Source organism: Bacteroides mucinivorans, assembly GCF_034654355.2.
In the GTDB taxonomy this organism is placed as follows: Bacteria; Bacteroidota; Bacteroidia; order Bacteroidales; family Bacteroidaceae; genus Bacteroides; species Bacteroides nordii.
In genome coordinates this window covers 4,495,239-4,509,417 of sequence record NZ_CP178179.1, presented here as the reverse complement: position 1 = coordinate 4,509,417, position 14,179 = coordinate 4,495,239, and the positions used below count along the sequence as shown (strand labels likewise).

11 protein-coding genes are annotated in these 14,179 nt (G+C 39.1%); 7 read left to right on the top strand and 4 right to left on the bottom strand.

Annotation, left to right across the window (positions count from 1 at the left end; translation table 11 throughout):
- Window positions 1-269: 269 nt before the first annotated feature.
- The 3 genes from VCM39_RS17395 to VCM39_RS17385 are packed head-to-tail and all read right to left on the bottom strand — an operon-like array spanning window position 270 to window position 2,765.
- Window positions 270-968 (bottom strand): calycin-like domain-containing protein, encoded by a 699-nt coding sequence (locus tag VCM39_RS17395; protein WP_221651355.1) that lies wholly within the window; start codon window positions 966-968, stop codon window positions 270-272.
- A 25-nt stretch (window positions 969-993) separates the two neighbouring features.
- The gene (locus tag VCM39_RS17390; RefSeq protein ID WP_221651356.1) at window positions 994-1,758 is read right to left on the bottom strand and encodes a porin family protein; all 765 of its coding nucleotides are present in this window, start codon (window positions 1,756-1,758) and stop codon (window positions 994-996) included.
- Between the two features lie 8 nt (window positions 1,759-1,766).
- Entirely contained in the window at window positions 1,767-2,765 is a 999-nt protein-coding gene (locus VCM39_RS17385; RefSeq protein ID WP_255586306.1) for a PCMD domain-containing protein, read from the bottom strand.
- 740 nt (window positions 2,766-3,505) lie between these two features.
- On the opposite strand from VCM39_RS17385, the gene VCM39_RS17380 reads away from it, so the two are divergent.
- Entirely contained in the window at window positions 3,506-4,792 is a 1,287-nt protein-coding gene (locus tag VCM39_RS17380; RefSeq protein ID WP_322932769.1) for a serine dehydratase subunit alpha family protein, read from the top strand.
- An 86-nt stretch (window positions 4,793-4,878) separates the two neighbouring features.
- Here the strand turns inward: VCM39_RS17380 and VCM39_RS17375 are convergent, their stop codons facing one another.
- A complete protein-coding gene (locus VCM39_RS17375; RefSeq protein WP_007484244.1) occupies window positions 4,879-5,454 on the bottom strand; it encodes an FKBP-type peptidyl-prolyl cis-trans isomerase in 576 nt (191 codons plus the stop codon).
- Window positions 5,455-5,924: 470 nt separating this feature from the next.
- On the opposite strand from VCM39_RS17375, the gene ilvD reads away from it, so the two are divergent.
- The 6 genes from ilvD to VCM39_RS17345 all read left to right on the top strand — a co-directional run bounded on the left by ilvD (window position 5,925) and on the right by VCM39_RS17345 (window position 14,146).
- Window positions 5,925-7,724, top strand: a complete 1,800-nt coding sequence (gene ilvD / locus VCM39_RS17370) for a dihydroxy-acid dehydratase (protein ID WP_221651360.1) — start codon at window positions 5,925-5,927, stop codon at window positions 7,722-7,724.
- A gap of 87 nt (window positions 7,725-7,811) precedes the next feature.
- The gene (gene ilvB / locus VCM39_RS17365) at window positions 7,812-9,506 is read left to right on the top strand and encodes a biosynthetic-type acetolactate synthase large subunit (RefSeq protein ID WP_221651361.1); all 1,695 of its coding nucleotides are present in this window, start codon (window positions 7,812-7,814) and stop codon (window positions 9,504-9,506) included.
- Between the two features lie 113 nt (window positions 9,507-9,619).
- Window positions 9,620-10,189, top strand: coding sequence for an acetolactate synthase small subunit (ilvN, locus tag VCM39_RS17360; protein ID WP_221651362.1), 570 nt, complete (start codon window positions 9,620-9,622; stop codon window positions 10,187-10,189).
- The gene (locus tag VCM39_RS17355) at window positions 10,182-10,925 is read left to right on the top strand and encodes an acyl-[acyl-carrier-protein] thioesterase (protein ID WP_221651363.1); all 744 of its coding nucleotides are present in this window, start codon (window positions 10,182-10,184) and stop codon (window positions 10,923-10,925) included. The genes ilvN and VCM39_RS17355 overlap by 8 nt, the downstream gene beginning before the upstream one ends.
- A gap of 63 nt (window positions 10,926-10,988) precedes the next feature.
- The gene (gene ilvC, locus VCM39_RS17350; protein WP_002559445.1) at window positions 10,989-12,035 is read left to right on the top strand and encodes a ketol-acid reductoisomerase; all 1,047 of its coding nucleotides are present in this window, start codon (window positions 10,989-10,991) and stop codon (window positions 12,033-12,035) included.
- A gap of 203 nt (window positions 12,036-12,238) precedes the next feature.
- Window positions 12,239-14,146: an LruC domain-containing protein gene (locus tag VCM39_RS17345; protein WP_322932768.1), complete on the top strand. Its 1,908-nt coding sequence runs from the start codon at window positions 12,239-12,241 to the stop codon at window positions 14,144-14,146.
- Window positions 14,147-14,179 lie beyond the last annotated feature (33 nt).

Here is a 14,179-nt window from a genome sequence, read left to right as displayed (position 1 = left end):
TAATGTCTTGTTTTTCAGAGGGCAATAAGCTCCTGCTTTCAGACTTGTAAGAGTGTACATTTATGTTAGTGTTAAATGTACACTTTTAACATATAAGGTTGTACATTCTTGTGGTATTAAAGTGTACAATCTTGTAAGGTAAGAATTTGAATGTTAAAAACTTCGTTAACGGTGTTAACGCAATGAGAAGTAATGAACCAAAATAAAAGCTCCCTACAGATTATTTTTCTAAATCTGTAGGGAGCTTTTATTTTAGGGATATTTTGAGTTTATTTTTTTATAAACTTTACCGTAGTATTACCAATCTTTATAAGATACAAACCTCTGGATAGAGTAGATACACTAACTTCTTCTGTATTTAAAACTCCTGATAGGATTTGCATACCAGTGACATTATATATATCATACTTTTGATTTTCTGCACCTTGCACCATTAAAGCATCTATTGAAGGATTATAATAAACTGTAGGTTTATTTATAGTTACGTCTGAGATACCAGTTGCATTCATTGTTCCTTTGAAGTCTACATAAATATACATATCCGGATAAGGAGGTGTTGTTTCTACATTAAGAGACAATGTTATCTCTTTATTTTTAATGGTTGATTTATTCAAGATCACATTAACTTCACCTACTACTTTTAGAGTAATTTTTACTGTTTTGGGAAGAATATTAATAACATCTCCTTCTTCTTCTAAAGCTACATCCGGGATAACTATATCTCCTAATTCTCCCACTAATGGGAATGAGAAATTCCTGATTTCTAATGTAACATGATTAGCATCTGTAGAAGTCAGATATATATTCTCTGCACTGCTTCCCAAAGGAATCTTATTAGGTTCCATCATATAGACTTCTAATGTACCTGCGTAAGTTCCTGCTGCTGTCTGACTTACTTGTGCGTAAGCCGATGAGGACATTGTGATTGCTATGAACGCAATAATTGCTGTAAGTAATTTTTTCTTCATAATTTTTTCTTTTATCGTTTATTCTTTAGAACACATAACCGAAACCAATGTTTCCGTAAATAGGAAACATATTAAATGTAACGGTATCAAAATCTTTTTTGAAAATAGGTACTACCCCCCAGGTAAGGCTGGCGGTTACATTTAGATGAGAAAAGGCTCTCCATTGCGCACCTAATTGCATACCACATTGGAAACGTCTTAAATCATCATTAAAGTTGTAGGTAGCAGAACTTACATTTGCTTTTTCTCCTGTCGGATCACCGTCTCTGAGATAACCGTCGTAGGCTTCTCCAAAGAACTCACCTGATAGAACGTAAGAAAACCAGGGTCCTAACTCTAATTCCCAACGCTTACTCACTTTATAAAGAGCTAAAACTGGGACAGTTAACAGTGATTGTTTAACGGTCGTTGTTACACCTCCTGTCCATTGTCCTTCCATTTCGCCGCCGTCACTGGCAATCATTTTCATGTGATAGTTTTTCACAGTAGCATCCGTTTCCATACCTTTTGTCTCTAAACGGATCCCTGCGCTAACTCCCCACTTATTATCGAACGTTTTTACTACATCTCCTTCTATAGAGAAGGCTGTTGTAGGCTTATAACTATTGATTTTTCTTATTTCAACAGGTAGGGGGATAGGAGATGTCCCACCTATGTTAAATCCGGCTTTTAAACGATATTCAAGTCCTATTGTCAGTGATTTAAGAATATTCTTGTTACGATCTTCCTGAGCTTGAGCAATATTAGCTACAATTAGGCACAGAAGTATAAAGGTTATTTTCTTGTTCATTGATAGTTTTAATTAAGATGATCTTCTATGTTTTCTATGTCTTCGAGTTCAATTGTAGCCTCATCAATGATAAGGGTACTTCCGATAGCACCTCTGAAATATGCTCCTTCCAGACTGGACGAAAATACAATTGCTGTATAATACTTGCCTGTTACGAGTTTGGATGGATCAATTTCTTTACGGTATTCAAAAGGTATTGATCGGTATGTGTAGTCAGAAGCGGGTTTGGCATTTTTAATACGGGCGATAGCTATAATGCAAGGATCATCGAACTGAATAGAACCATCCAGGATTTTACCATCGGTTGGCTCATAAAGAATTGAATACATATCGAATATATCTTCCTTACCTGGTACTTCTTCTTTTTGTTCATTTCTGAATACTTCTCCGGGAGTATACTTATACCATACATTAAAAGCTTTAGGTTTTTTATTAGGACTGTAAGCGATAGGAAGTCCGAATAATGTTGACTTTAATGCCTCTTCAGGACCTTGACCTGCTACTGTGGCATCAAAGGAACCTATAAATAAATTTCCGGCAGCTAACGGCATTCTTACCATATCACCGAATGCACCGGTCGGTTTGGTTTCAAGTTTCACCCCTTTTCCGGAATGTCCGGCTTCATAGGAGGTAGTTGGGTAAATAAGAGGATTAGTGAGTTTTTCTCCTTCGGGAGTAACATAACCAGTCAGGGCATATCCACTGTTAGCTGTTGCCCAAATAAACTGTTTCTGCTCCTGTTCTGAGATTTCATAAAAGCCGTGCCATTGTTTACCTCTGGCTCCTTCTATTATTTCCCAATGCTCAAAATTAAAATCCAATTTAATATCAGAAATATCAACGTAGACAGTATATTCCTTTTTCCACTGTCTGTCTTCCGATGTTACTATATAAGTTTGTGGATTTGAGAAATCTCTTACTGTTCCGCTGGGCGGTTCAATAGTGGCCCCTTTTGTTAATGTGAATTCAGGAGCAAAGTGCGTGATGTCAATGGTTGATTGTGCCATGATTATTACCGTATTATTAGTAATAATTGGCTGCATTTTCAACACTGAGGGATCGGAAACTGTACAAGATTCGATATCAGCTTCAGTGTTAGCCGCTTCTTCACGTATGCAAGAGCTAAAACTTAGACAAATGCACATACTTATTATTATAGTTCTAAATCTCATTCCGTTAAATTATTGATTATAAATTTATAATATAGACTATTTTGAGAAAACTTTGGTGCAAAGTTAAGTTTAAAATTTCATATATCAAATCTTGCTTTCCTTATTTTATGTTCTTTTTGTACTATTCCTTAAAATAATGCCTGTGAATCGGATTAAATGCAGGTCTATTCTTTTGATTTTGTGGTCTAATCCTAAAATAACCTCGAATTTATTATAGTAAATGATCGGGGATAATATATGTGAGTATACTAAAAGATGTATAGGCACAAAAGATATAAAATATTATGTATGTATTTGTACTATAGTGTTTTACAAAAGTACGTACTTTATGTATGTAAAAGTACGTATTTAATAGCTTGTTAATTAGGTATTTAACGTATAGTTAAATACCTAAGTTTATTTTGTATGTTATAGCCTTTCATTGTTAGCAAGAAAGCAGTTGAATAAAAAAGAAATTAAGGGGGCTTTGGTATAGGTATATAATATCTCGATATTTTGTGTAAAACTTGAAAATATAATTCATGTTTATAAGTATATTCTTTACTTTTGTAGAAATTTTAAAAAAGAGAAAATTCATGATTGAGTCAGAAAGGAAACAGATAATAGATTTAGTACAACGCGAAGTTATTCCGGCTATTGGTTGTACGGAGCCCATTGCGGTAGCATTATGTGTATCGAAAGCAGCAGAAACACTTGGCGCAATCCCCCAAAATATAAAAGTTCTTTTGAGTGCTAATATTTTAAAGAATGCAATGGGGGTGGGTATTCCGGGAACAGGTATGATCGGGCTTCCTATTGCAGTGGCTTTGGGTGCTATTATCGGAAAATCAGAATACCAGCTTGAAGTGTTGAGAGATAGTACACCGGAAGCTGTGGAGCAAGGTAAGCGATTTATTGATGAAAAACGTATTTGTATTTCATTAAAAGAGGATATTGCGGAGAAACTTTATATTGAAGTAATTTGTGAGGCGGGAGATAAAACTGCTACAGCAATTATTGCCGGGGGGCATACTACCTTTATATATATAGCGCGTGGTGAAGAAGTATTGCTTGATAAACAACAATCCGGAACAGAGGAAGACGAACAAGAACCTTTGGAACTAAATCTGAGAAAGGTGTATGATTTTGCTTTGGAAGCTCCCTTGGATGAAATTCGCTTTATCCTTGAGACTGCCCGTCTAAATAAGGCTGCTGCCGAGCAATCTTTTCATGGAGAGTATGGACATGCATTGGGAAGAATGCTCCGGGGGAGGTATGAACATCAGATTATGGGCGATAGTGTGTTTTCTCACATTCTTTCTTATACTTCGGCAGCTTGTGATGCCCGTATGGCAGGGGCTATGATTCCTGTAATGAGTAATTCGGGAAGTGGTAATCAGGGTATTTCGGCTACTTTACCTGTACTTGTCTTTGCTGAAGAGAATGGAAAATCAGAAGAGGAATTAATCAGAGCCTTGATGATGAGTCATCTCACGGTGATCTATATAAAGCAAAGTCTGGGGCGTTTATCAGCTCTTTGTGGTTGTGTAGTAGCTGCAACGGGGTCCAGTTGTGGTATAACATGGCTGATGGGAGGAAGCTATGAACAAGTTGCTTTCGCTGTACAAAATATGATTGCTAACTTAACCGGAATGATTTGCGATGGTGCAAAACCCAGTTGTGCATTAAAAGTGACAACGGGAGTTTCTACTGCTGTTTTATCTGCTGTAATGGCAATGGAGAATCGCTGTGTTACATCTGTAGAGGGTATTATAGACAAAGATGTGGATCAAAGTATTCGTAACCTAACCCGTATTGGTTCGCAGGGAATGAATGAAACGGATAGAGTGGTATTGGACATAATGACACATAAGAACTGTTAGGGAATTGAAAGTTGAAAATTGAAAATTACTATGCAGTGTTATAGCGCAGCTAACTTTCAATTTTCAACTTTCAATTTTCAACTAAATTAATGGCATCCGCAGCCATCTCCGCATTCATGGTCACCACAGTCACTGCCACAGTCTCCACAACCGCAGCTACAGCCGCCACCGCCCATCATATTTACGACTTCCTGTATTTCTTCGTTTGTAGCCGGGCGGCTTTCTGTAACTTCACCTACGAAGTTTAAATCAGCTCCTGCCAACGGGTGGTTCATGTCAACTACTACTGTATCGGGTTTCACTTCTACTACAGTTCCGTTCATACGATGACCTTCGGCGTCCATCAAAGGTACTACACTACCTTCGTAGATACGTTCGCTGTCGAATTTACCATCAATCTCAAAGATGTGTCTCGGCAAATCCAGTACATGTTCTTCGTTGTATTCGCCGTAAGCTTCTTGTGACGGGATGATGAATTCAAATTTATCTCCTTTGTTGAGTGAGGCTATCTGGCTTTCGAAAGCTTCGAGCGTAGTACCCAAACCGGAAATGAACTGGAATGGATTTTCTGCTTTTGCTTCTTCTACTAAATCTTTTTCTCCATCTTCTATTGTGTACAGCTTGTACGCTACAGTGATGTACTTGTTTTCTACTGTTTCCATTTGTTTTTTGTATATAGTTAGTACTTACGCATAATCCGCGTAGCTGCAAAGATACGAATTTCACTACAGAGTAGCATAGAGTTTCACAGAGTTTATTGTTTATAGATGAATTTAATGGTTAATTCTCTGTGAAACTCAGTGTTACTCTGTGGTGAAAAGTGTTATTTAAGTGATAAAAAAGGATATTATTCCTTTGTTTTCTTACGATTGTTCGTTTTTAGATGATTTTTTTCTTCAATTTGTTTGGAGATAATAAAAAAGCCCTTACCTTTGCAGCACAATAAACAGAGAAAATTAAGATATGAATATCCATACATCTATAAACCTAACAGTCCTGCATATTATTCGCGTCGTGGTGGTTCCATCAAGAGCGTGAGGAAGGTTGTGTATGTATTCGTATCATAAAAGATAATATTAGAGCCTTTCTCACAACAGTGAGGAAGGCTCTTTAATTAAAAGGAAAACAGGAAATGAAAAAGCAGTTACGCAGTTCATCCAGTACACAAGGCCGCCGTATGGCGGGTGCCCGCGCTTTATGGGCAGCCAATGGCATGAAGAAAGAACAAATGGGAAAACCCATTATAGCTATTGTCAATTCGTTTACACAATTTGTTCCGGGACATGTACACTTGCATGAGATAGGGCAACAGGTGAAAACTGAAATAGAGAAGTTGGGATGCTTTGCAGCGGAATTCAACACAATTGCTATTGATGATGGTATAGCAATGGGACATGATGGTATGCTTTATTCACTTCCTTCCCGTGATATTATAGCTGATAGTGTTGAGTATATGGTGAATGCTCACAAGGCAGATGCAATGATTTGTATTAGTAATTGTGACAAAATCACTCCAGGTATGCTTATGGCTGCTATGCGATTGAATATTCCTACTGTTTTTGTATCGGGTGGTCCGATGGAAGCCGGTGAATGGGATGGCCAGCATCTTGACTTGATTGATGCTATGATTAAATCGGCCGACGAGAGTGTGAGCGATAATGAAGTTGCTAAAATAGAACAACATGCTTGTCCTACCTGTGGTTGTTGTTCGGGTATGTTTACGGCCAATTCAATGAACTGTCTGAATGAGGCGATTGGTTTGGCACTTCCCGGCAATGGTACCATTGTGGCTACACATGAGAATCGTAAGCAACTCTTTAAAGATGCAGCAAAATTGATAGTAGAGAATGCTTTTAAATATTATGAAGAAGGCGACGAAAGTGTATTGCCGCGAAGTATAGCAACGCGTGAAGCTTTTTTGAATGCAATGACGCTGGATATTGCTATGGGTGGTTCTACTAATACAATACTCCATCTGCTTGCTGTTGCCCATGAGGCAGAGGTGGATTTTAAGATGGATGATATTGATATGTTGTCCCGTAAGAGTCCATGTCTTTGTAAGGTAGCTCCTAATACACAGAAATATCATATACAGGATGTGAATCGCGCCGGAGGTATCATTGCTATAATGGATGAATTGGCTAAGGGCGGATTGGTAGACACAACCGTTCTGCGTGTAGATGGAATGACATTGGCTGAGGCTATTGATAAATACAGTATAACCAGTTCTGACGTTTGTGATGAAGCGATAAAAAAATATTCAAGTGCTGCAGCCGGCAAATTTAATCTTGTACTTGGGTCTCAGCATGCATCTTATAAAGAGCTTGATACGGATCGTGCCGAAGGGTGTATCCGTGACTTGGAACATGCTTATAGCAAAGATGGTGGTCTGGCAGTACTGAAAGGAAATATAGCTCAGGATGGTTGTGTAGTGAAAACAGCAGGCGTGGATGCAAGTATCTGGAAGTTTTCGGGACCGGCTAAAGTGTTTGATTCGCAAGAGGCAGCTTGTGAGGGTATCCTCGGAGGCAAGGTGGTGAGTGGTGATGTGGTGGTTATTACGAATGAAGGTCCCAAAGGTGGTCCAGGTATGCAGGAAATGCTGTATCCTACTTCTTATATTAAATCCCGTCATCTTGGAAAAGAATGTGCTTTGATTACGGATGGTCGTTTTAGTGGTGGTACATCCGGACTGAGTATCGGGCATATCTCTCCCGAAGCTGCAGCCGGCGGGAATATCGGAAAAATTCAGGATGGAGATATTATTGAAATCAATATCCCGGAACGTACCATTAATGTGAAACTGACCGATGAAGAGTTGGCTGCTCGTCCCATGACTCCTGTGACCCGCGAACGTAATGTTCCGAAAAGTTTGAAGGCTTATGCCAGTATGGTAAGCTCCGCTGATAAGGGAGCTGTAAGAATGATTTAGAAGTATGAATTTAGATTTAGGATTTAGGATTGAGAGTTGAAGTAATTTCAATCGTAAATAGTAAATTGTCTAATCGTAAATATATAGATGAAAGAACTAATATCAGGCTCAGAGGCATTGATGCGTTCTCTTGAGTATCAGGGAGTGAAAACCATTTTTGGTTATCCGGGAGGTTCTATTATGCCGGTGTTCGACGCTCTGTATGATCATAGAGAAACATTGAACCATATTTTGGTTCGACACGAACAGGGGGCTGCTCATGCAGCACAGGGTTTTGCACGCTCGTCGGGTGAAGTAGGGGTCTGCCTGGTAACCAGTGGTCCTGGTGCTACTAATACTATAACAGGTATTGCTGATGCCATGATTGACAGTACTCCTGTTGTTGTGATAGCTGGTCAGGTAGGAACTGCATTTTTGGGGACAGATGCTTTTCAGGAGGTAGATCTTGTTGGTATTACCCAACCTATAACCAAATGGAGTTATCAGATTCGTCGTGCAGAGGATGTCCCATGGGCTGTGGCACGTGCTTTCTATATTGCAAAAAGTGGACGTCCCGGTCCTGTTGTTCTTGACTTTGCAAAAAATGCACAGGTAGAAAAAGCTGAATATGCTCCTGCTAAACTGGATTATATTCGTAGTTATGTTCCTGTACCTGATACCGATCCGGAATCTGTGAAGATGGCTGCCGATTTGATTAATAAGGCAGAACGTCCGTTGGTGCTTGTTGGGCAGGGTGTGGAGCTAGGAAATGCTCAACAGGAATTGCGCACTTTTATCGAAAAGGCTGGAATACCTGCTGGATGTACGTTGCTCGGATTGTCTGCTTTACCTACTGAACATCCTCTGAATAAAGGGATGTTGGGGATGCATGGAAATTTGGGGCCTAATATTAATACAAATAAATGCGATGTGCTTATTGCCGTGGGCATGCGTTTTGACGACCGCGTAACAGGTAATCTTGCTACCTATGCCAAACAGGCAAAAGTGATTCATTTTGATATTGATCCGGCTGAAGTTAATAAAAATGTATATGCAGATGTAGCTGTGTTAGGCGATTGCAAAGAAACGTTGGTTGCAGTAACAGAACTACTTCAGCCCAATACACACACTGAATGGCTGGAAAGCTTCACGGATTATGAACGGATGGAAGAGGAAAAAGTTATTCGTCCGGAACTTCATCCTATGAATGACACACTCTCTATGGGTGAAGTGGTACGTGCTGTGAGCGAAGCTACTAATAATGAAGCGATCCTTGTAACCGATGTTGGCCAGAATCAAATGATGTCTGCCCGGTATTTTAAATATACGAAAGATCGTAGTATTATTACTTCCGGAGGATTGGGAACGATGGGATTTGGCCTTCCGGCAGCTATTGGTGCTACCTTTGGACGTCCGGACCGTACGGTTTGTGTTTTTATGGGAGATGGTGGTCTTCAAATGAATATTCAGGAGTTGGGTACTATCATGGAACAGAAGGCACCGGTAAAGATTATCGTATTGAACAATAACTTTTTGGGAAATGTACGTCAATGGCAGGCGATGTTTTTCAACCGTAAATACTCTTTTACGCCGATGTTGAATCCGGACTATATGAAAATTGCTTCCGCTTATGATATTCCATCCCGGCGGGTAATGACGCGTGAAGAACTGGCAGAGGCTATCGAAGAAATGATTGCAACCGATGGACCGTATCTGCTGGAAGCTTGTGTGATTGAAGAGGGAAATGTATTGCCAATGACCCCTCCGGGTGGTTCGGTGAATCAGATGCTGTTGGAGTGCTGAATTAGTTGAAAATTGAAAGTTGAAAATGGCTATGCAGTCTGATAGCGTAATCTCACTTTTAATTAAAAACTTTCAACTTTCAATTTTCAACTTTCAATTAACTAAATAAGATTATGAGTGATAAGACATTATATACACTGATTGTTCATTCGGAGAATATTGCCGGTTTGTTGAATCAGATAACGGCTGTATTTACACGCCGTCAGATTAATATCGAGAGTTTAAATGTCTCTGCTTCTTCCATTAAAGGGGTACATAAGTATACGATTACCGCTTGGACGGATAAGGATACAATAGAGAAGGTAGTCAAGCAGATTGAAAAGAAGATAGATGTGCTGCAGGCACATTATTTTACTGATGATGAGATATATTTTCATGAGATTGCTTTGTATAAAGTATCTATTCCGGAATTTCAATCCAATCCGGATGCTTCCCGGATAATCAGAAAATACAATGCACGTATTGTGGAGGTAAACCCTGTATTTGCTATTGTTGAGAAGAATGGACGGGGAGAAGATATCACAGCTCTTTATGATGAATTACGTACATTGGGTTGTGTATTGCAATTTGTACGTTCGGGACGTGTAGCTATTACTACCAGCTGCTTTGAACGGGTAAATGAATTTCTGGCGGATCGGGAGGCAAGATATAACCTAAGTAAGAATCAGCAGGAAAATGAGTGAGAATAATAAAATTGGAAGCTATAAATTCATAGCAGAGCCGTTTCATGTAGATTTTAACGGGCGTCTGACAATGGGGGTGCTGGGGAATCATTTGCTTAACTGTGCAGGTTTTCATGCCAGTGACCGTGGGTTTGGAATCGCAACTTTAAATGAGGATAATTATACCTGGGTGCTTTCCCGCTTAGCTATTGAATTGGATGAAATGCCTTATCAGTATGAGGAATTTGGTGTTCAGACATGGGTAGAAAATGTATACCGCCTTTTTACAGATCGTAATTTTGCAATAATCAATAAAGACGGAAAGAAAATCGGATACGCCCGTTCTGTATGGGCTATGATAAATCTGAATACCCGTAAACCGGCCGACTTGCTTACGCTACATGGGGGAAGTATTGTGGATTATGTTTGTGATGAACCTTGTCCGATAGAAAAGCCTTCACGTATTAAGGTGACCGTTACAGAACCTGCGGCTACGCTTACAGCTAAATATAGTGATATCGATATTAACGGGCATGTAAACAGTATTCGTTATATTGAGCATATTCTGGATTTGTTTCCGATAGAATTGTATAAGACGAAGCATATTCGCCGTTTTGAAATGGCTTATGTTGCCGAAAGTTATTACGGTGATGAACTCTCTTTCTTTCAGGAAGAGGTGAATGAAAATGAATATCATGTAGAGGTAAAAAAGAATGGAAACGAGGTCGTTTGTCGTTCTAAAGTACTGTTTGAATAGAAAAAAATTAGATTATAAATAATGAACAGGTGGCTATGCCACCATTTAAAACTGAAAACAAAAATGGCACAAATGAATTTTGGCGGTGTTACTGAAAATGTAGTAACCCGTGAAGAATTTCCGTTGGAGAAAGCTCGTGAAGTATTGAAAAACGAAACAATCGCTGTTATCGGTTACGGTGTACAGGGCCCTGGCCAGTCGTTAAATTTGCGCGACAATGGTTTTAATGTAATCGTAGGACAGCGTAAAGGTGGTAAAACTTGGGAAAAAGCAGTTGCTGACGGTTGGGTACCTGGTGAGACATTGTTTGATATTGACGAAGCATGCCAGCGTGGAACCATTATTCAATACCTGCTCTCTGATGCAGCCCAAATCGAAGTATGGCCTACTGTGAAGAAGAATCTGACTCCGGGTAAAGCACTTTACTTCTCTCACGGTTTCGGTATTACTTACAAAGAACGTACAGGCATTGTTCCTCCTGCTGATGTAGATGTAATTCTTGTAGCTCCGAAGGGGTCGGGTACGTCTCTTCGTACTATGTTCCTCGAAGGTCGTGGGTTGAACTCTTCTTTTGCTATCTTCCAGGATGCGACAGGTAAAGCATGGGATAGAGTGATTGCACTGGGGATCGGTGTAGGTTCTGGTTATTTGTTTGAAACTACCTTCAAACGTGAAGTTTACTCTGACCTGACAGGAGAACGTGGTACGTTGATGGGTGCTATTCAAGGATTGTTGCTGGCTCAATACGAAGTGTTGCGTGAGAATGGTCATACTCCTTCTGAGGCTTTCAACGAAACTGTTGAAGAATTGACTCAGTCGTTGATGCCATTATTTGCAAAGAATGGTATGGATTGGATGTATGCAAACTGCTCTACTACTGCTCAACGTGGTGCTCTCGACTGGATGGGGCCGTTCCATGATGCTACAAAACCAGTATTTGAAAAGCTGTATAGTGAAGTAAAATGTGGTAACGAAGCACAACGCTCTATTGATACAAACTCTAAACCGGATTATCGTGAAGGTTTGGATGCTGAGCTGAAAGCATTACGTGAAAGTGAAATGTGGCAAGCTGGTGCGGTTGTTCGTAAACTTCGTCCGGAAAATAACTAATCTGGATAAAATATACAACTTTTGTAAAGGAGGGGACGTTAGTTTTCCTCCTTTTATTTTGCTGTATGATAGAGTACTAAACCGGATATTAGTTAAAGGTTTGATTTCTGTATAAAAAAACAGTATATGGTATGGATAAATATTACAAGTTTATATGTATATTTGTGGCGATTAACTGAAAACAAACAAAACGAATAACTAATATGGTAAAGAAGTGTATCTCCTTTATGTATTCAGGAGCAATATTTTGCTTGCTGATGACTTCTATTCTTGTAGGTTGTATTAATAATGATACTGACCTTTCTGAACCTGGGGACGTTAATTCTGACACTCCCAATACTTTTGATTTTGCTACTACTGAGTCCATTCAGTTGAATGTGAATTACGATGTTCCTAAAGGATATAAAGTTCTTTTTGAGGTTTATACTGAAAATCCGTTTATTACTGATGCTGAAGGGCAAGTTGTAAAACGTATGGATATTGAACCCGTAGTTAAACGTATGACAGATGAAAAGGGGGAATACCGTTCTTTGGAAACGATTTCATCGGATCATGGTAGTGATGTTTATATTTATACCTCCTATATCGGGGTACCTATGTTGTATAAGGCTTCATTTAAGGGGGAGGTGATTGATGCTGACATCAATTGGGATACAATGGCTGATGCTATTCCACAGACACGTGCCAGTGGAGAATTTGAGAATGTACCTTCTAATTATAATATATTAGGGACATGGGATGTAAATGGTCGTCCAAATTATTTGGACAGTGAAGGGCAGCTCAGTTTATCTGAGTCTATATTAAGTACAATCAATAAGACTATCCCGGAAGGAGGAACTTGTCCTTCTAAGTATCGTCAGTCTGCTGATTTTGTATTAAATGATCCGAAAGGAAGAAAATCAGAGGTTAAAGTACGTTTTATTGGAGGGACAAGTGCTGCCGCGAGTGCTTTTGGATATTATTGTTATAAAGAAGGAGACTCGGACGCAGCTATCAAAAAGGCCAAAAAGTATGTTGTATTCCCTAACACAAAAACAGGTGTTGGTATTAAAGGGGGAGAATGCGTAAAATTGCATTATATTGACGGAAATGGAGTAGATCAGGGAACGGATTTTCCGAATGGAACAAAAATTGGCTGGTTTATCAATAATGATGCTTTCAGAAAAGGTACGGTTGCTACCAGATATAAAGAATTCTATTCCACGACCAGTTTGAACTCTGATGGACGCACACACACTGTAGCCTTTAGAATAAATGACTTCATCGTACTTTCGTTTGAAGACTGGACAGATGAGGATTACAATGATGTACAGTTCAATGTATGGTCTAATCCGATAGAAGCAATTGTAACCCCAGAACTGCCTGAAGTAAAACCTTCAGAGCCGGAAGATGATAACTCGATAGCCTATCGTGTAACTTATAAAGGAATCCTGGCTTTTGAGGATAACTGGCCTGATAAGGGTGATTATGATTTGAATGATATGATTCTGAAGTATAACTCTGTAATGTACTATAACACAAAGAATGAAGTTCTTTCCACAGAAGATACTTTTACTGCTCTTTGGGCAGGGGCACTTTATCATAATGGATTTGCTTATCAGATGAATACTGAACGTTCTAATGTGGAATGTGAAGTTGTAGAAGGTGCTTCTGGCTGGAGTAATCAGGGACTTGACAAGGATATAAGTATGGCCACTATATCATTGTTTAATGATGCCAGTGAAGTAACGGGGAATAACACTTATACTTCTGTTTATAAAGTCAGGAATTCTTTCAAAAAACCGGTCGATCATAGCCAGTTTGATGTTGCTCCATACAATCCGTTTATTTTTATTCATAAGAATATGGACAAGGGGCGCATTGAGGTTCATCTGGTAAACCATAAACCGACGGAGAAAGCGGATATGACATTATTCCATACAGGTGCTGATCTTTCTGAAGTAGAAAAAGGTGTTTATTATGTTTCTACTAATAATTATCCATATGCTATCCATATGGCAGATGCTGAAAAATTCAGTACAGAAGAAAAAATATCAGTAGACAAGTCTTATCCCCGTTTTACGGATTGGGCTAAGTCGAATGGTACAACTAATAAAGATTGGTACAAGTAATAGATACACATTAATGTGATAGCTGGGTGGTAT